The organism is Halovenus marina (assembly GCF_051414115.1).
GTDB lineage: Archaea > Halobacteriota > Halobacteria > Halobacteriales > Haloarculaceae > Halovenus > Halovenus marina.
This window is the reverse complement of the sequence record NZ_JBLKNZ010000001.1, coordinates 163093-181492: the sequence shown is the minus strand read 5'-3', so window position 1 is coordinate 181492 and position 18400 is coordinate 163093. Positions and strand designations below refer to the sequence as shown.

Below are 18400 nucleotides of genomic sequence, written 5' to 3'. Positions count from 1 at the left end.
CGTCCGATCACTCCAGTCGCTTCTCGAAGTGACGGAGTTCGTAGTCGGCTTCGGTCGATGTCCCGACCGCGACGTAGCCTGCGGTGCGATAGAACGCGACCGCCCGAGTCTGACGCGTCGCAGTAGTCACGAACACGCGCTCGAAGCCACGCGTACTGGCAGTCGCTTCGAGTCGGTCGAGGATCTGCCGTCCGTATCCCTCACCTTGCGCGGGCGGGGCGACACGCATCCGGTGCAGCGCCGCTGCGTCCGGGGCCGTTCGTTCGTCGCTGTGACTCGCCTCGCTCGGCACCATCCCACCCATCGCGACGACCGACCCGTCGAACGTCTCCGATCGTTCGTCCGCCACGCTCGCTGCGCTCGGGTCGACGCCGACCAGAAACGTCCCGCCACTGTCGACGTACACGCCCTCGATATTCCGCAGGTCGTCTGTGTCCGGAATGTCCGCGGGGTCGGTTCCCGCCTCCCGCATCGCCCACTTGTGGAGGTGAACGAGCGCCTCGGTGTCTCGTGGGTCGTACTCGCGGATGTGAAGGTTGGTGTCGCCGGTCATCGCTTGTCGCGGACGACCGTCTCGTTGGGCGTCGTTCTGGCGTCGGTTCCGAGGACGACGCCCGCGTTGAGCGTCGTGTCGATGCCCGTCTTCGCGCCGTCACCGACGACGACGCCGAACTTCCGTCGGTCGGTCGAAACGCGCTCGCCCTTGACGGTACACCGGACGGTCTCGTCGTCGTGTCGCAGGTTCGCCACTGTGGTTCCGGCCCCGAAGTTGACCGACCGTCCGATGACGCTGTCGCCCACGTAGGACTGATGTGGGACAGCGCTGCCCGCCATCAGCACGGTGTTTTTCACCTCGACTGCGTTGCCAACGTGTGTCTGCTCGCCCAACAGCGTGTGACCGCGAACGTACGCGTTCGGGCCAACGGTCGCACCCGAGCGGACGAGGGTTGGTCCCTCGATGACGACGCCGGGTTCGACCGTCGCGCCCGCCTCGACCACGACGTCGCCACGAACGGTCGCGCCCTCGGCAACTGTCCCGCGCAGGTCCCGGTCGAGCGCGCCGAGTTTCCACTCGTTCGCTTCGAGCAGTTCCCACGGACGGCCGACGTCGAGCCAGCGGTCGAGTTCGACCGCCCGCACGTCGTACTCCCGAATGACGCGTGCGACCACGTCTGTCAGTTCGTACTCGCCGCGCTCGGAGGGGTCCACGTCGAGCCACTCACAGGCCTGCTCGGGGAAGACGTAGACGCCAGCGTTCGCGAGCGAGGACGGCGGGTCGGCGGGCTTTTCGACGATGCCCGTCACGCGACCCCCTTCCGTCGAGAGCACCCCGTAGTTGGTCGGATCGTCGACGCGCATAGCGGCGATGGCTGGCCCGCCGTCGAACAGCGTGGCGATGTCGGCCGGGTCGTAGAGGTTGTCGCCGTTCAGGACAATAAACTGGCCGTCGAGATGCTCACGGGCCGCCCGGACTGCGTCGGCGGTGCCGCGCTGTTCCTCCTGGACGGCGTAGGTAACCGACACCTCGCGGTACTCGTCACCGAAGTACTCGCGGAGGGCCTCCGATTCGTAGCCGACGACGAGCACCAGTTCCGTCGCGCCAGCGTCGACAGCGCTGTCGGCAACGTGGGCCACGAGCGGCCGGTCGGCGACGGGGAGCAACGGCTTGGGCCGCCGTTCGGTCAGCGGCCGCATGCGCGTTCCCTCGCCAGCGGCGAGAATGACTGTCTGCATAGATGCGAGATACATCGGCGTCGACTAATGACTACCGACTGCGGGCACGCCGACCCGGCGGATCGCTCATCGGCGCTTCTTGCCGCGGCGAGCGGAGACTGGCGCTCGGTCCTCGAAGGACCGTCCACAGCTCGGACAGCACCCCTCCTCGAAGAAGACCGTCGGCCCCTCGCGCGTCTCCGGGTTCCATCGGACGCGGTAGCCACAGTTGTTACAGCGCGTGTGCTGCCAGCCCATACACACAGTTCGTGCCCATTCACCAAAATACTCCCGTCGAGGAGCGTATCTCGTGCGGTCGACAGACCGGTACCAGACCGCTTAACTACCCCCGGTCGCTACCCGTTCGTATGGGACTGGAACTGGTAATGGAATGTCCGGAGTGCGGGGCCGATACGTTCTACCGGGCGGCCAGCACGCAGGTTCATCTCGGTGAGAAGGTCAAGTGGAACTGCACGGAGTGTGACTACGGGTTCGTCCGGATCAACGGCGCCGTGGATACGAGCACCGCCTGAACATGGCTGATTCGATCCGCGTACTCGTCGTCGACGAAGATGTTGACGTGCTGGAGCTGACAGCGACGTTTCTCGAACGCGAGGGCGACCGGATCACAGTCGAGACTGAACAGACGGCCGCTGGCGCACTCGACCGAGCGGGCGACTTTGACTGCATCGTCAGCGACCTCCGGATGCCGGAGATGGACGGTATCGAACTGTTCGAGGCCATCCGCGACCAGGGACACGAGATCCCGTTTTTCGTCTTTAGCGCTGCCTCCGACGGGGACACGACCGACCGGATCCGCTCTGCCGACGTGACCGGGTTCGTCAAGAAGGGGGCGGGAACCGACCATTACACCGAACTCGCAGAGCGCATCGAGCAGGCCGCCTAGACGATGCACCTGAAAAAGACCACGATATTCTAGCCGTGTGTATTTAACCGACAGGCGGGAAACGTTCAGTCATGTACGAGAAGATCCTCTTCCCAACAGACGGGAGCGTCGGCACAGCACACGTCGCCCTGCAAGCAATTGATCTCGCTCGCCAGTACGGGGCAACCATCCACGTACTCCACGTCGTCGACGAAGACTTCCGGACGCGACTTGGCGAGTTCACCGGCGCTGACGACGAACTGGACCGCCGCGGCGAACAGGCGGTCGAGCGTGTCGAGCGCATGGTCACAGCACACGACGTACCAGTCGAGACGGCCCTCGAAACAGGCGACCCGGCGACGACCATCGTCGAATACGCAGGCGACATCGACGCGGACGTCATCGTGCTCGGTACCCACGGGCGGTCGGGCGTCGAGCGCCGCCTCATCGGTAGTGTCGCAGAGCGGGTCGTCCGACAGTCGCCCTGTCCCGTTCTGACCGTCAGGCTTCCCGGGACGGACGTCACCGTCGAGACCGAAGGGCAGGCCACAGAGATCGCGCAGGCGACGCTCGACGACAAGCAGATCGACGCGACCGCGACCGCCGCCGACCGACAGCGAAACGTCTGGGTGGTCGAAGCCGAGGGCGGCGACCGGTCGCTGCTCGTCTACGTCGACCCCGTAACACAGCGAGCGAGCGTCATCGACCGGTCGGACTGATACTGTCGGATCGGCAGAATGGAGAGAGTGCAGGTAAATCGCGCTCAGTACGTGTCTCATCGGGTCGGACTTCCCAATAAGTAAATTATTACCATCCAGAAGGTATGCTTATCTTTCATAGGTGTGAGAAAGGCGTATGGCAAAGGAGACGGCCAGGGCGTCTGAAGGGCACAGTACAGACAGCGTTGAGACCGTGAATCAGTCAGTACGACGAGGGAGTTTGACTGCAGGGATCGCGCTACTGGTGATGACGCCACTGGCCGTGTTTGCCAATTTTGCCGTATTAGAGTCGCTTGTTACACCAGGTAACGCCGCACAAACAGCGACCGAGATTCTGGATACGGAGGGGACGTTCCGCCTGGCCACTGCCAGTCTTTTCGTAGTCGCTGTGCTCGATTTGATCGTCGCATGGGCGTTGTACACAGTTTTCAGACCAGTGAACAGTAGTATCGCGTTGCTCATGGCCTGGAGTCGAGTCGTCTTCGCCGGAGTGTTCATGGTTGCAATTAGTCACCTCGTGGGCGCGCTTTCGATATTGAACACCGCCGACTCGGCGTTCAGCACGGATCAGCACTACGCTCAGGCGCTACTCGAAATCGACGCCTTCTACGACATTTGGGACGCAGCACTGATTCTGGTTGGTGTCCACCTGGTGATACTGGGATATCTTGTGTACCGATCAGGCGCGATCCCGTCGTACAAATCCGGGTATATTCCGAAGGTGCTTGGCGTCCTTTTGGCGATTGCCGGAGCGGGCTATATGATCGATAGTTTCGGCCGAGTACTCGTCGCTGATTACTTGTTCGAGGTCGCCGTATTCACCTTTCTGGGCGAAATTCTGCTGATCTTCTGGTTGTTCATCTACGGGCGCCGTGTCAATCTAGACGGAGAGAGGATATCCGCGGCAGACTGAATCGGTCCCTCGTCTCAGCATGTGACCAATTCGCGCTGTGTGTATCGGTCAGGCCAGTCCGGGCAACCGAAGCCGGATCCCCGCACCCCCGAGGTCCGTCTCGACGCGCTCGATACTGCCGCCGTATGCCTCAGTGACCCAGCGGGCCGTCCACAGTCCGAGTCCGCTCCCGTGAGAGAGCTGTGTGATCTCGGTCGTGCCGCTGATAACCGCCCATTCGAGGTCGGGCAATCCCGGCCCGTCGTCTTCGACGGCGATCAGAAGATCCGCCCCGTCTGCCTCTGCACCGACGCGCACGTGTGGTGCCATCCCGGCGTGGTCGACTGCGTTCTCGACCAGTTCACCGATGGCGAGTCGCAGGCGGTTGTCCCCGCGACACTCGAACGCGTCGTCGATTGCGATTTCGACTGTCGCATCCGAACCGTCCGGGACATACTCCTCGCGGACGGATTCGACGAACTCACGGAGTGCCATCGGCTCTGTCGGTCCGCCCTCGTTTTTCAGTATCTCCTGCACCATCCGCGCCTGCTCGCTCATCGCTGAGAGGCCGTGGATCCGCTCACAGAGCGACTCGGCGGTCTCGACGAGCGCCTCGTCGGTGCTCTGCTCGCGCAACTGCTCTGCGTGCCCGAGCAGGACCGTCAACTCGTTTCTGAGGTTGTGCCTGAGCACCCGATTCAACACCTGGAGGCGTTGCTCACGGCGCTTTCGTTCCGTGATATCCGTGTAGATTCCGAAGCCGTGGTCGTCGCCGTCCGGCGTCTGATAGGGAACGCCGCGAAACAGGAAGTGACGAATCCCGTCGACGGTCAATCGCTCGATTTCGCCCTGCCAGACCGTCCCCTCCGTGGTTATCTCGTCGATTCGTCGACCGTGGTCGCGTTCGTCCTCGGGGAGGATGTAGTCGTTGAGTGAGTTGCCGACGAGCGTCTGTTCGTCGTAGCCGAAGATGTCCTCGAAGGCGTCGTTCACCGACTGAACGATCGGTTCGGCGTCCTCGAACCGAGCGTCCGAGATGGCGTCAGGGAGGTTGTTGAACAGATACGAGAACCGGTCGCGCTCGACTTCGAGTTGTCGTCGCGTCTCCCGAAGCGCCGTCAGGTCCCGGACGACACCGATAGTTCCCTCGAAGGAACTGTTCTCGGGCGGGACCGAAATCTCGATTTCCACCGGGCGCGTGCGTCCGTCCGCCGTCTGCAGTTCCGTCTCGAGCGTCGTGCTCGCCTGCTCGTTCGACAGGAGGTCCTGTGTCACCCGCTCGAATCGGCTGTACTCATCCTCCGGGAAGATTCGCGCCGGATCGCTCGCGAGCAGCGTGTCGCGGTCGGAGCCGACCCACTCCGCGAGCGGGTCCGTGACGACCTCGAACTGCCGGTCACTGTCGAGCGCGTACACCATCCCCTGAACCGTTTCGAGAACGGTCTCGTTGATCCGGAGTTCCTGCTCGCGCTCGACGCGCTCGAAGGCGAGTGCGGCGTGAGAGGCGAGCACCTCCGCGAGCGACCGGTCGGTGTCGTCGAACGCCGTGTCGGCCGTCCCGACGCTCAACACGCCAAAGTCCGCTATCGGGATGTACATCGTGGCCGCCATCGACTCGAAGGTCGCTGGGTCTGGGCCGTCATCCGCGGTCTCTGCCCGCTCGGATGGCTGCTCGACGAGGACCGTTTCGCCCGTTCGATACGCCTCTCCCGGCCCCCAGCCGCTGACATCGTGGGTCGCTCGCGTTCCCGCCGTCTCTGTGGTCGGGTCAGACACCGCAAGCGGGACGAGTTGGCCGTCGTCGTGATAGCGAACTGCACAGAGGTCGTAGCCGAGCACCTCCATCGTCGCGTCGAGCACGACGCGTGCAACGTCCTCGACGGACTGCACGCGGGCGAGTTCCTGCGTGTGCTCGTGCATCGCCGAGAGCGCCCGGGTGTACTCGTACCGTTCGGTCACGTCGCTGAAATACACCGAGAGTCCATCCTCGGACGGGTAGGCGCTGACCTGAAACCACTTCTCCAGTGGCGGATAGTACTCCTCGAAGGTGACCGGCTCCTGCGTCTCCATCGCCTGACGATACTGCGTCTCGAACGTCGAATCGACTGCCTCTGGGAACTGCTCCCAGACGTTCTCGCCGATCACGTCCTCGCTTGGCTTTCCGAGCACCTCCTCGGCGCGGCGGTTGAAGTAGGTGAACTCCCAGTCATCGTCGACCGCAAAGAAGGCGTCCTCGATTCGTTCGAGGATGTGCTCGACGCGTTCGCGCTCCTCGCGGAGGCGGTCACGCTGGCGCTGTTTCGTGAGTTCGTAGCCCACCCAGTCCGCGAGCACCTCCAGAAAGGCGATGTCGGCGTCGTCGAACTCCTGATCGGTCGCTGCCTCGTCTGCGAAACAGAGGGTCCCGTACTGTTCGCCCTCGACAGTCACCGTCTCGCCGAGATAACACGACATCCCCCAGAGTTCGTAAATGTCGTCCGGAACGACGTCGTCGTCGTCGATATTCCCGATGATGAGCGGTTCGTCCTGCTCGATGGTGTACTGGCAGTAGGTCTGGTCGAGCGGCGCGCTCATGCCTGCCTCGGTGAGTTCGTTGTCCCCAGTCGTGACGACGAGCGTCTCCTCTCCCTCTTCGATCAGGCTCAGAAAGCCAAAGGAGACGCCCAGTCGTTCGCGGTGGTCGTCGATGACGCGCCGAATCTTCTCCATGCTCGACAGCGACCGGTCGGATGCGACCTCGTGGAGTTGCCTGAGCGACCGGGCCTGAGACTTGCGCCCGCTGATGTCCCTGATCAGTCCGGTGAAAAAGCGCTCGCCCTCGCGCTCGAAGTCGCTGAACGAGACTGCGACCGGGATCTCGGTTCCGTCTCTGTGCTCGATGGCGAGTTCGATGTACTCCCAATTGACGTTTCGTTCCCCCGTCTCCAGATACCGCTCGACGCCTGCGTGGTGTGCCTCGCGAAACCGTTCGGGCATCACCATCGTGAACGACTCGCCGACCAGTTCGTCGCGGTCGTATCCCGTCAGTTCTGCGAGCCCGTCGTTCGCGAACTGGATCTCGCTGTCGGTGTCGATGGTCACGACGGCGTCGTTGATCGTCTCTGCGATCCGGACGAACGGCGTCTCGTGGGTCACCGCGCCGCCGTCGACTCGCTGCTGGCCCGTCACGTCGACCGTCTCGTCCTCCACCGTCGTGATCCAGTCGTCGGATGCCTTGCCTGACCGGTGGGCCTCGGTGAGTATCGACGCAATCCGATCCTCGACGGGTTCCTCGCTACTCCGAACGTGATACGCGGTCACGTCGTGGCGAGTTGCCTCGCTCGCAATCTGCCCGTCCGGTTCGGCCGTCCGCAACACGATCGGTAGGTCGGTGTCGGTGCCGCGCAGTCGCTCCAGTAACTCCAGCCCCGTCCCCGAATCGAGTTCCTGCTCGGTGAGCACGCAGTCGACTCGCTGGTGTGTGACCACGTCGAGTGCCTCGGACACAGTGTGTGCGTCCCTGACCACAGGTTCGATAGCTGCTCGGTCGGTGAATGCAAGAGAATCGTCCGCAGACCGGGCGTGTAGCACCGAGACACTCATCGAGATTGTATGAGTGGATTGGTCCCCGAGTACAAAGGCGTTGTTACCGCTCCTCCTCCAGCGTCTGCCAGGAGAGGTGTGGGTTCCGCGCGGCCTCGACCTGGTCGATGCGGCGCGCTGCGGTTCGGTCCGGTGCGTTCGCAATCGTCGCCTCGTCCTCGCGTGCGACTTCGTTGAATGCGTTTGCGAGCAGGTCGAGTGTCCGTCGGCTTTCGACCTCCGTGGGTTCGGTCATCAGCGCCTCGGAGACGATTTCGGGCCACTTCGTCGTCGGCGGGTGGACGCCGTAGTCGAGCATCCGCTTTGCCACGTCCGCGGCGTCCTGGTCGCCAGCGCTCGCGACGAACTCGTGATGGAAAGGGCCGAATGGAATCTCGTAGTCGACCTGTTCGGCCAGATAGTTGGCGTTGAGCACTGCCTTCGCGCTCGTGTCCGTGAGTCCTTCATCTCCGAGTCTGCGGATGTACGCGCAGGCCTTGACGAGTACCAGCCAGTTGCCGCAGAAGCCGTGGACCTTGCCGGTGGTCTTGTCGGGTTCGAACAGTTCGTAGCCGGTTTCGGTCGCACGGACGCTCGGCGCTGGCAGGAAGTCGGTGAGTTCCTCGACGACGCCGACCGGCCCCGCGCCGGGACCGCCGCCGCCGTGTGGTGTCGCGAAGGTCTTGTGGACGTTGTAGTGCATCACGTCGAAGCCCATGTCGCCCGGCCGGGCGCGGCCGAGCAGGGCGTTGAGGTTCGCGCCGTCGTAGTACAGCAGGCCGCCAGCGTCGTGGACCATATCGGCAATATCTTCGATATCGCGCTCGAAGAGACCGAGCGTGTTGGGGTTCGTCAACATGAGCGCCGCAGTCTCCGGGCCGATGGCGGCTTCGAGCGCATCGAGGTCGACGCGGCCGTCCTCGCCGCTTGGCAGTTCCACCACGTCGAAGCCAGCCATCGCCGCGCTGGCGAAGTTCGTCCCGTGGGCGCTGTCGGGGACGACGATTTCCGAGCGGTCGTCGCCGCGGTCCTCGTGGTAGGCCTTCGCGATGAGCACGCCGGTCAGCTCCCCCGCCGCGCCAGCGGGTGGCTGCATGGTGACGCCGTCCATGCCACCGATCTCGCCGAGATACTCCGCGAGTCGGGCGTACAGGCCGAGTGTCCCCTGAATGGATCTGTCGGAGCGGTCGGGGTGGACCTGTGCGGCTGATAGCGCGGCCAGATCCTCGGTGAAGGAGGGGTTGTACTTCATCGTACACGACCCCAGCGGGAACGGGCCAGTCTCGACGCCGTAGTTCATCTGTGACAGTCGCGTGTAGTGACGAGCCACCTCCGGTTCGCTCAGGTCCGGCAGTTCGAGCGAGTCACGCGTCAACTCGTCGGGAAGCGGCGCCTCCACGTCGACTTCGGTCTGGTCTTTCTCCGCGAGCAGGGGTTCGTAACCGTCGTCGTCGCTGAACCGGGCCTGGTCGTAGTTCATCAAGCCACCCCCGAGAGTGCGGCAACGAGTCCGTCGACAGCCGTCTCGTTGGTCTCGGTGACACACACCTGCAGCAGATGTTCGTCGACGGCGTGGACTGCGTATCCTTCCGTCGCGGCTTCTGTCGCGAGGGCTGGCGCGGGCTGGTCGGTGTGTGCGACGAACTCCCGGAAGTGGTGTCGGTCGTGCACGGGAGCGCGGATTCCGGAAATGCTGTCGATCCGGTCTGCAGTCTCGCGCGCCAGTTCGATGCAGTCAGTTGCGGTGTCGACGAGTCCTTGTGGACCGAGGAGCGAAGCGTGGATCGCCGCCCGAAGCGCGAGCCACGCCTGATTCGTACAGATGTTCGAGGTGGCTCGCTCCCGGCGGATGTGCTGTTCGCGGGTCTGGAGCGTGAGCGTGTAGGCCCGCCGCTCCGTCGCGTCGGTACTCGCCCCGACCAGTCGGCCGGGAACCTGCCGGAGAAAGTCCTCGCGGGTGACAAACAGACCGAGTCCCATCCCGTAGGCCGTCCCGAGTCCGAGCGTTCCGGCCTCGCCGATGACGACGTCCGCGCCGACCGACGCGGGCGTTTCGAGGACGGAGAGCGCGACCGGGTCCGAGCCCAGACAGAACAGCGCGTCGTGGTCGTCAGTCAGGTCTCCGATCGCAGACAGCGACTCCTCGATGACGCCCCGAACGGTTGGGTTCTCGGCGTAGACGAGCAACACGTCGTCGTCCATTCGGTCGGCGAGCGCGTCGATATCGACCGCGCCGTCGTCCATCGGATACGAGTCGATGGAGAGTCCGGGGCCGTCGACGTAGTTTTCCAGGACGCGGCGCTTGCCTGCACGCAGGTGCGCCGGGACGAGAACCGTCGCGCCGGTCGTCGACCGAACGCGGTCCGCGAGCGTCGCGGCCTCGCCAAGGGCCGTCGCAGCGTCGTACATCGAGCAGTTGGCCACGCCGAGTCCGGTGAGTTCGACCAGCAGTGACTGGTACTCGAAGAGTGCCTGCAAGAATCCCTGCGCAATCTCGGGTTGATACTGCGTGTAGGAGGTGAGAAACTCCTGGCGGTCGGCGAGGTGGTCCACCAGCGAGGGGACGAAGTGGTCGTAGTGACCGCGACCGAGAAATTCGACGAGGTCGTCGTTTCGTTCGAGCAGGGTCGTCATCTCTCGGGTCACCGCTTGTTCGCTCGCCGGGTCGATTCCAACGTCACCGTCGAACTGCACGGATGGGGGGATATCGAACAGGTCGGCTTCGGTGTCGGCACCGACAGCATCGAGCATCGCGGCCGTCTCCGATTCGGTGTGGGGTGCGTACGGGCTTCCGGTGTCCTCGACCATTACACCCCCATTTGGAAGCGAGCAAGGAATGTTTTCGGTTCCCGGCGGTGTCGAACCGAGCGGGCGCTCCGAGAGGAAACCTTTGTAGCCAGTGGCCACCAACGACGATGTGATGGACGGGCCGCTGTGGACCGAACGACACTCGCCGGATATCGACGACCTCCCGCAGTCGGAGGTTCGAGAGAACCTCAGGCGGGCGCTCGAAGAGCCGATGAATCTGGTCGTGCACGGACCGAAGGGAAGCGGCAAGACCGCTGCGATCCGTGCGCTGACCCGAGAAGCACACGCCCATCCCGACGCCGACCGCATCGAGATCAACGTCGCGGACTTCTTCGATTCGAGCAAGAAGGAGATTGCACAGGACCCGCGGTTCGAGTCCTTTATCGACGCGAAGCGACGGCGCAACTCCTCGAAGGCAGACCTGATCAATCACGTCCTCAAAGAGTCCGCAAGCTATGCCCCGATGAGCGGCGAGTACAAGACCGTCCTGCTGGACAACGCCGAGGGGATGCGCGAGGACTTCCAGCAGGCACTTCGCCGGGTGATGGAGCAGTACCACGAGGCAACCCAGTTCGTCATCGCGACGCGTCAACCCTCCTCGCTCATCGCACCGATCCGCTCGCGCTGCTATCCGATCCCGGTTCGCGCGCCGACGGGGGCGGAGATCGTCACTGTACTCGAATCCATCGTCGAGGCCGAGGGCGTCGAGTACGAGGACGACGGGCTGGAATACGTCGCGGGCGCGTCGGGCGGTGACCTCCGGCGAGCGATCCTGAGCGCGCAGACGACCGCCGAGCAGGAAGGCGAGATAACGATGCAGGCGGCCTACGAGACGCTCTCCTCGGTCGGCGTCGACGAACGCGTTCAGGAGATGATCGCCGACGCCGAGGCCGGGTCCTTTACCGACGCCCGGTCGACGCTCGACGAGTTACTCGTCGACGAGGGCTACAGCGGGAGCGAAGTCCTCGCTGACGTCCTCGACGTCGCCCGGTCGCGCTACTCCGGGCGGGAACTCGCCGAACTCGTCCGGACGGCGGGCGAAATCGACATGGACCTGCAGACGGGGACCACCGACCGCCTGCATATCGCGCACTTGCTCACCGTTCTCGACGAGGGGTGAGGCTGTCGTACACGGGCCTCAGATTACTCACAGTGAGAGCATCTCGCGGCGGATATCGAGCACGGACGCGAAATCGGCCCGCGAGACAGCACCGATCGGTTCTCCGTCACGCTCGATCAGTGCCACATTCTGTCTGCTGGAGAGCAGTTCGTACATGCCGTCGAAGGCACTCGTCTCGGCATCGATCCGCGGGACGTCCGTCGTCGCGATCTCACCGACGGTCGTCGTCCCGTAGGCGTTGGGGTCGACCTCGCGCAACCGTTCTGCGGTCACGATTCCGACGATCTGACCGTTCTCAGCGACGGCGATATCACTCCGCCGAGCGCCGAGCAGTCGAGCCAGCGCGTCCTCGACGGAGGTACCAGCAGGAAGTGGCTCTTCGCGTTCGATGATATCGGCGACCGAAAGCCCTTCGAGCAGTTCGCCGAGGACGACAGCCCGGGACTCGCCGGTTGCGGCGGCGTAGATAAACAGCGCGAGCAACAGCATGATCGGGCTGAGTGCGAGTACGCCGAGGATGGCAAACAGGAACGCAAAGAGGGTCCCGATGCGCGCGGCGGTCTGTGTCGCGCTCACGTAGGAGCGACGGCGAGCGAGCAGTGCCCGGAGAATCCGCCCGCCATCCATCGGAAAGGCAGGGAGCATGTTGAACACGGCGAGAAAGATGTTCATCACCGCGAGAAAGCCGACCACGAACACGACGAGCGTCAGGTCCGAGGGGATGGCATACAGCGCGGCGAAGGAAACGGCCCCGAGCAGGACACTCGTCACGGGACCAGCGATAGCGATCCAGAACTCGCGGTTCCACTCCTTTGGCATCTCCGCGAGACTGGCGAGTCCGCCGAGGATCCACAGGGTGATCGACTCGACACCGATCCCGTATCGCATCGCCATCCACGAGTGACCGAGTTCGTGGACGGCCACGCTCGCAAAGAGTCCGACGGAGGCGGAGACTCCGACGACCCAGCGGTCCTGTTCGGCGAGTGCGACCTCGTCGACTGAAGCCGGTGTGACTGCGTTTATGAGGTCCGTGTAGACCCCAAGTTGGGTGCCGCTCCCGATCAACCACGCGAGAATCGGCAGGAACACCAGCAGCGAGATGTTCACTCGGATCGGAATGCCCCAGATTCGAAAGAGCGTGTAGTTGCTTTTCACATCATAATAAACGAAGTACTGCGGCTTAGTAGTTGGTACCAAATAGCAAAGTTCGCGCGTCGGCACAATCCTGCGATTCCCCGCATCGAAATCCTTTTAGGCGGTTCGCGGGGATTCTAGGGCAAGACTATGGACATCGAGATCAAGGCGGAGGACGAAAATCCCATGTTGCATCGAACAGACGTTCGCTTCGAGTTGACCCACGAGGAAGCCACGCCGTCGCGACTCTCCGTGCGTGACTCGCTCGCGGCAAAGCTCAACAAGGACTCGAAGGAAGTCGTCGTGCACGAACTCGACACGAAGTTCGGGATGCGAAAGACTGTCGGCTACGCGAAGGTCTACGAGTCGCCCGACCACGCGCTCGACGTCGAGCAGGACCACATGCTCGAACGGAACAAGATAACCGCAGACGGCGATGCCCCGGCCGAAGACGAGGGCGAGGAGGCCTGAAATGCCCCGCTACGAACTATACGGCGAGGATGGCACGACTGACCGCCAGCATTGTGACCGCTGTGGCGACTCGTTTCTCGCAGACCACGGTGACCGACTTCACTGTGGGAAGTGTGGCTACACCGAGTGGAAGTAAGGGGCAGGCGGTATCGGCGTTTTTCAGCGAATCATTCCGGTAGCAGCGCCACTCCCGAACAGCAGCATCACTCGCTGACGGCCGCGATAGCATCAGCGAGGCGGTCGTCCTCCGCCAGCAGTTCGAGAATCGCGTCGCCGTCTGCAGCGAGGGAGTACCGCGGCCGACCCTTGCCCGCCGGTGATTGTTGATTTGTGTGTTCCTCGATAGCGGGGTCCGCGCTCAGCCCGTTCAGCGCTCGCATGATGTCCTGTTCTCCGGGCGTGCTCAGCGATTCGACCTCGACCAGATCCAGAAGGCTCGTACATCGGCTTTTGATCTCCAGTGCGGTCACCGGCATCTCGCTGTCCCGTGCCTCGTCGACGAGGCCGAGAAGGACAACTCGCTGCGTAAACGAAAGCGACGCCAAGTCCGGTTTCTGACTCATATGCGTACCTTCTCCCGCATCGATAATTAGTGTGGCTATCCGCGAACTGCTCTTCTTCGGGATATCGAAGTCGTCTTTTCGCTCGCTGACGGAGAGACGGCTAATGAGCGGCAACTCTGGGGACGTTCGCGTGCTCGGCATCGAGGGAACTGCGTGGGCGGCGAGCGCGGCCGTCTACGATGCTGGTGCTGACACGGTCGACATCGAAACCGAGGCGTACGTCCCGGACAGCGGCGGCCTCCATCCGCGCGAGGCCGCCGAGCACATGTCCGACGCACTCCCAGCAGTCATCGAAACGGCCCTGGAGCGCGCCCGAGAGATGGGTGAGGACCGACGGCCCGCTATCGACGCGGTGGCCTTTTCGCGTGGACCAGGACTCGGGCCGTGTCTCCGACTCGTGGGGACCAGCGCCAGAGCGCTCGCACAGCGACTCGACGTTCCGCTCGTGGGCGTCAACCACATGGTCGCCCACCTCGAAATCGGTCGTCACCGCTCGGGCTTTGACGCGCCGGTCTGTCTCAACGCGAGCGGCGCGAACGCCCACGCGCTGGCCTATCAGACAGGCCGGTATCGGGTGCTCGGTGAGACGATGGACACCGGTGTCGGCAACGCCATCGACAAGTTCACCCGCCACGTCGGGTGGTCACACCCCGGCGGCCCGAAGGTCGAAGCCGCCGCCGAGGATGGGTCGTACATCGACCTGCCCTACGTCGTCAAGGGGATGGATTTTTCCTTCTCAGGAATTATGTCCGCCGCGAAGGAGGCCTACGACGACGGCGAGGCAGTCGAGGACATCTGCTACAGCCTCCAGGAGAACATCTTCGCGATGCTGACGGAAGTGTCAGAGCGTGCGCTCTCGCTGACCGGGCGTGACGAACTCGTCCTCGGCGGCGGCGTGGGACAGAACGAGCGTCTCCAGGGAATGCTCACCGAGATGTGCGACCACCGCGGCGCGGACTTTTTCGCCCCAGAAGACCGACTGTTGCGCGACAACGCCGGGATGATCGCCGTCCTCGGGGCGAAGATGTACGCCGCAGGCGACACCATCGCAATCGAAGAGTCGACGATCGACGCCGACTTCCGACCCGACGAGGTTGCGGTGACCTGGCGCGACCCCGACAGTCCACCGAGGCGACCGGCGACGGGGACCGTCCAGGGGGCGGAAGCGACGGTCCACATCACCGACGACGAAGTGGTGAAACGGCGACTGCCGCGGACGTATCGCCACCGGAATCTGGACGAGCGATTGCGGCGCGAGCGCACCCGACAGGAGGCACGCCTCACGACCGAGGCCAGACGACTCGGCGTTCCGACACCAGTAATCCGAGATATCGACCCGGACACCTCGACGATCACTTTCCAGACGGTCGGCCACTCCGACCTGCGCGATGCGCTCGAAGCGTCCCACGTCGAGACGCTCGCGCGCCATCTCGCGACGATTCACGACGCGGGGTTCGTCCACGGTGACCCGACCACCCGAAACGTCCGCGTCGGCGACCAGATCTATCTGATCGATTTCGGACTCGGCTACTACACGCAGGACCCCGAGGACCACGCGATGGATCTCCACGTCCTCGCACAAAGCCTCGCGGGAACGAGCACACGGGCGGAGCAACTCCGAGAGACGCTCGAAGCCACCTACGGCGACGTCGGCAACGAGGCGGTGCTTGCGAGTCTCGCCGCAATCGAGGGGCGCGGCCGGTATCAGTAGCCGAGGAAGTAAGCAACTGGCGTAACTGGACACGCGTCCAGAAGGCATATACACCCTGACAGAACGATCGAATCGTATGGAGGCGCTCCCCCTCGCACGCTGGGCGGTCATGCTGGCGGTGTTGACCGTCGTCGGCGCGCCGCTGTCTGCCTTCGTGTTCGCCCGCCTGCCGCGCCGGGGTGCCGCGTTTTCGCTTCCGACCGCACTGCTTGTGTGGGCGACTGTCGTCTTTCTCGTCGGCCAGGTTACCTTCGGCCGCCACACGGTCGTACTCGGCGTGGTGGTCGTCGCTGCGCTCTCCCTGCTCGCCTACTGGAAAGGATACGTTCCGAACTGGCGTGCAGTCGCCGGATCGTACGGCGTCATGCTCGTCGGTTTTTGCATCTACGCAATCTGGGCAACAAATCACGGGACAATAACGCCCCGGGGCGGCGAGCAGTTCCTGCACTACGGGCTAACAAATTCCCTCGTAGGCACTGAACAGTTACCCCCCGAGGACTTCTGGTTTGCTGGCGAGCAGATCCGCTACTACTACGGGACGCAACTGCAGGTCGCGGGGCTGTCCGTGCTCTCCGGGACGGAACTGCGGATCGGATACAACCTCGGGCTGGCGACGTTTTTCAGCGTGCTCGTGGTGTCTGCCTACGGCCTCGTTGGATCGGTCGTCGCGTCGGCAGACCGCTCCTTTCGCACCGGCGGGGCGCTCGGGGTCGTTCTGGTCGCGTTCGGCGGAACCCTCGTTCCGGCGGTTCGACAGCTTCTGGGTCGCCTTCCGACGAACGTTGGCGAGCGATACGCAGACGCCGCATTCGGCGGGATTCCCCACTTCGAGACGGCGACGCAGGCGCTCGCAGAGCAAGGATCGAGCGAGCAGTGGAGCTGGTTTTTTTCCAGATACGTCATCGAAGCCGGCCTCCACGAGTTTCCGCTGTACTCGTTCATCAAGGCGGACCTGCACGGACACACGCTCTCACTCGGCTACGTCCTGGTCGCGGCCGCGCTCGCGTACAGCTACTATCTGACCCCAGCATCAGACCGGTGGCGACGGGCGGGCATTCTCTACGGCGGCCTCGGCGTCGTCGCTGGCGTCTTCGGCTTCATGAACACGTGGTCGTTCCCCACAGCGCTCGGGCTTGCGTGGCTCGCAATCGCGGCGGGACCCCATCCAGCGTCGCTGCTGGGTAGATCCGACACCCTCTCGATTTCCGAGGCTGGCTCCGAACGACCTGCCGACAGTCACATACTGGGGCGACTGTCAGACGAACTGTGGCGACTCGTACTCGGAGCGCTTCTCACAGTTCCGGTTGCTGTCGTCGGGTTCGCAATCGCCTCGCCGTTCCTGCTCGGTGGCGTGCCCACGAACGAGGGGGTCGGTTTCTTCCCGCCGCGGACGGAACTGCTCCCCTTCCTCCTCATGTACGGTGGCCTCCTCGCAGTCGCCGGAGCCTATCTGCTCGGCCGAAGTCTCCCGGCCGTCCGATCGAATCCGACAGCGACGGCTGTGGCTGTCGGTGCCACGTTCGCGCTCGTGGCGGGGTTGTTCATCGCCGACGCCGCAGTCATCGCGGTGTCGCTGCCCGTCCTGCTCTGTGCGTGGTGGCTCGTCCGCACAGAACGGGGCGGATTCGCGGCCGTGCTCCTGGTCGCGGGGCTGGGGCTGCTCGTCTCGCTCGAACTCGTCTACGCGAAGGTGTGGCCGCTCGAACGGATCCGCTGGAACACCACACTCAAAGTCGCAGTACAGGGGTACACGCTGCTCGCGGCCGGGGTGGCCGCGATGGCGGCGCTGCTTCTCGCAGAGTCCCGCGACCGACTCCGTTCGGCCGTTCGCAGTCAGCGGTCTGAGACGACATCGGACTCGTTCGATGTACGATTGCCTGACCGGTCGACGGTCGCTGCGGTCGGCGTCGTCGTGCTGGTCGTCGGCGTCGTCCTCGCGAGTCTGCCGTTTGCCGGGTTGCTCGCCACCAACTACGTCGGGTTCGAGGGGGCCGACCCAACCGAGGGAACGCTCGACTCGCTCGCGGCCCACGACACCTATCGGGGCGAGGAGATGGCGGCGATGTACTGGCTCGACGAGCGGCCGAACCCGACCATCGTCGAGGCCCCATCGTGGTTCAACTACCGCTGGGAGAACGCGGCCTCGGTGTTCACCGACGCTGTGACAGTCGCTGGCTGGAACCATCAGGCGGGTTACCGCGGCGTGAACGCCTACGACAGGCGGGCGAGCGAGGCCGAGTCCGTCTACGAGGGGCCGTGGGCGGACGCGGCCGCCGTGCTCGCGAAGTACAATATCGATTACATCTGGGTCGGACCGGCCGAGCGAGAGCGGTTTTCCGACATGCGAGAGTTTGCCGACCGGCCAGCGCTTTCGGTCGCCTTCGAGAACAGCGCAGTCACCATCTACGAGGTCCAGCAGGACCGTCTGTAGGCGTTTCAGATCACCCGTCAGCAACGGCTGCGTGGAGGGAAACCATCATATTCCCGGCGGGTGTACCGGGGAGTATGGCAGACAAACCCACCTCGGGAGAACTCTTCGGCGTGCCGTACAACTTCGAGAAACCGAATCTCAGCCGCCTGCTCTCTGCGCACTGGCAACCCGGCGAGGGGATGCTCGTCGAGAAGGAGTTCGGCATCGGCTACACGCTGAACCTCGCCAACTGGCGGTCGTGGGTGGTACTTGGCGTCGCCGGACTCCTCTTCTACCAGCAACAGTCCGGAGACGAGGAAAGCGAGGACGAAGACGACGAGGCCGTCGAGGTCATCGTCGACTGAACAACTTCTCACAGTACCCCCTGAATCGACGCCTATTTTCACCGTCC

18 protein-coding genes are annotated in these 18400 nt (G+C 63.8%); 10 read left to right on the top strand and 8 right to left on the bottom strand.

The genetic code is table 11. The features are described 5' to 3' along the window. Positions 1-7: 7 nt before the first annotated feature. From ACMGFL_RS00975 to ACMGFL_RS00965, 3 genes are all read right to left on the bottom strand, one after another. Positions 8-553 (bottom strand): GNAT family N-acetyltransferase, encoded by a 546-nt coding sequence (locus tag ACMGFL_RS00975; protein WP_436933658.1) that lies wholly within the window; start codon positions 551-553, stop codon positions 8-10. After that, positions 550-1734 carry a bifunctional sugar-1-phosphate nucleotidylyltransferase/acetyltransferase gene (gene glmU / locus ACMGFL_RS00970; protein ID WP_436933657.1) on the bottom strand — a complete coding sequence of 395 codons (1185 nt, stop codon included), beginning with the start codon at positions 1732-1734 and terminating at the stop codon, positions 550-552. The genes ACMGFL_RS00975 and glmU overlap by 4 nt, the downstream gene beginning before the upstream one ends. Before the next feature lie 66 nt (positions 1735-1800). Then, the gene (locus ACMGFL_RS00965; protein WP_436933656.1) at positions 1801-1971 is read right to left on the bottom strand and encodes a hypothetical protein; all 171 of its coding nucleotides are present in this window, start codon (positions 1969-1971) and stop codon (positions 1801-1803) included. 110 nt (positions 1972-2081) lie between these two features. On the opposite strand from ACMGFL_RS00965, the gene ACMGFL_RS00960 reads away from it, so the two are divergent. The 4 genes from ACMGFL_RS00960 to ACMGFL_RS00945 all read left to right on the top strand — a co-directional run bounded on the left by ACMGFL_RS00960 (position 2082) and on the right by ACMGFL_RS00945 (position 4231). Beyond that, positions 2082-2246: a DUF7838 family putative zinc beta-ribbon protein gene (locus ACMGFL_RS00960; RefSeq protein WP_436933655.1), complete on the top strand. Its 165-nt coding sequence runs from the start codon at positions 2082-2084 to the stop codon at positions 2244-2246. Positions 2247-2248: 2 nt separating this feature from the next. Continuing rightward, positions 2249-2620 (top strand): response regulator, encoded by a 372-nt coding sequence (locus ACMGFL_RS00955; protein WP_436933654.1) that lies wholly within the window; start codon positions 2249-2251, stop codon positions 2618-2620. 71 nt (positions 2621-2691) lie between these two features. Further along, the gene (locus ACMGFL_RS00950; protein ID WP_436933653.1) at positions 2692-3318 is read left to right on the top strand and encodes a universal stress protein; all 627 of its coding nucleotides are present in this window, start codon (positions 2692-2694) and stop codon (positions 3316-3318) included. Between the two features lie 136 nt (positions 3319-3454). Next, positions 3455-4231 carry a DUF4386 domain-containing protein gene (locus ACMGFL_RS00945; RefSeq protein WP_436933652.1) on the top strand — a complete coding sequence of 259 codons (777 nt, stop codon included), beginning with the start codon at positions 3455-3457 and terminating at the stop codon, positions 4229-4231. 48 nt (positions 4232-4279) lie between these two features. Here ACMGFL_RS00945 and ACMGFL_RS00940 read toward each other — a convergent pair whose 3' ends face one another. From ACMGFL_RS00940 to gcvPA, 3 genes are read right to left on the bottom strand one after another with little or no spacing between them, the layout of a single operon-like run. Continuing rightward, positions 4280-7792, bottom strand: coding sequence for a PAS domain S-box protein (locus tag ACMGFL_RS00940; protein WP_436933651.1), 3513 nt, complete (start codon positions 7790-7792; stop codon positions 4280-4282). 43 nt (positions 7793-7835) lie between these two features. Next, entirely contained in the window at positions 7836-9251 is a 1416-nt protein-coding gene (gene gcvPB, locus ACMGFL_RS00935; RefSeq protein WP_436933650.1) for an aminomethyl-transferring glycine dehydrogenase subunit GcvPB, read from the bottom strand. After that, on the bottom strand, positions 9251-10579 hold the full coding sequence (gene gcvPA / locus ACMGFL_RS00930; RefSeq protein ID WP_436933649.1) for an aminomethyl-transferring glycine dehydrogenase subunit GcvPA: 1329 nt from the start codon (positions 10577-10579) through the stop codon (positions 9251-9253). The genes gcvPB and gcvPA overlap by 1 nt, the downstream gene beginning before the upstream one ends. Positions 10580-10691: 112 nt before the next feature. Between gcvPA and ACMGFL_RS00925 the strand changes: the two genes are divergently transcribed. Beyond that, on the top strand, positions 10692-11699 hold the full coding sequence (locus ACMGFL_RS00925) for an AAA family ATPase (protein ID WP_436933648.1): 1008 nt from the start codon (positions 10692-10694) through the stop codon (positions 11697-11699). Positions 11700-11726: 27 nt separating this feature from the next. Here ACMGFL_RS00925 and ACMGFL_RS00920 read toward each other — a convergent pair whose 3' ends face one another. Further along, positions 11727-12854 carry a site-2 protease family protein gene (locus ACMGFL_RS00920; protein WP_436933647.1) on the bottom strand — a complete coding sequence of 376 codons (1128 nt, stop codon included), beginning with the start codon at positions 12852-12854 and terminating at the stop codon, positions 11727-11729. Positions 12855-12983: 129 nt separating this feature from the next. Between ACMGFL_RS00920 and ACMGFL_RS00915 the strand changes: the two genes are divergently transcribed. Both ACMGFL_RS00915 and ACMGFL_RS00910 read left to right on the top strand, forming a co-directional pair. After that, on the top strand, positions 12984-13304 hold the full coding sequence (locus ACMGFL_RS00915) for a 30S ribosomal protein S24e (protein WP_436933646.1): 321 nt from the start codon (positions 12984-12986) through the stop codon (positions 13302-13304). Position 13305: 1 nt separating this feature from the next. Next, the gene (locus tag ACMGFL_RS00910) at positions 13306-13440 is read left to right on the top strand and encodes a 30S ribosomal protein S27ae (protein WP_436933645.1); all 135 of its coding nucleotides are present in this window, start codon (positions 13306-13308) and stop codon (positions 13438-13440) included. Between the two features lie 67 nt (positions 13441-13507). Here the strand turns inward: ACMGFL_RS00910 and ACMGFL_RS00905 are convergent, their stop codons facing one another. Continuing rightward, entirely contained in the window at positions 13508-13867 is a 360-nt protein-coding gene (locus ACMGFL_RS00905; protein WP_436933644.1) for a hypothetical protein, read from the bottom strand. 103 nt (positions 13868-13970) lie between these two features. Here ACMGFL_RS00905 and ACMGFL_RS00900 point away from each other — a divergent pair, with 103 nt between their 5' ends. The 3 genes from ACMGFL_RS00900 (at position 13971) to ACMGFL_RS00890 (ending at position 18353) form a co-directional block, all read left to right on the top strand. Beyond that, positions 13971-15578 carry a bifunctional N(6)-L-threonylcarbamoyladenine synthase/serine/threonine protein kinase gene (locus ACMGFL_RS00900; RefSeq protein WP_436933643.1) on the top strand — a complete coding sequence of 536 codons (1608 nt, stop codon included), beginning with the start codon at positions 13971-13973 and terminating at the stop codon, positions 15576-15578. A gap of 76 nt (positions 15579-15654) precedes the next feature. Beyond that, positions 15655-18009, top strand: coding sequence for a DUF2298 domain-containing protein (locus ACMGFL_RS00895; protein WP_436933642.1), 2355 nt, complete (start codon positions 15655-15657; stop codon positions 18007-18009). A 74-nt stretch (positions 18010-18083) separates the two neighbouring features. Beyond that, positions 18084-18353 (top strand): DUF5808 domain-containing protein, encoded by a 270-nt coding sequence (locus ACMGFL_RS00890; RefSeq protein ID WP_436933641.1) that lies wholly within the window; start codon positions 18084-18086, stop codon positions 18351-18353. Positions 18354-18400 lie beyond the last annotated feature (47 nt).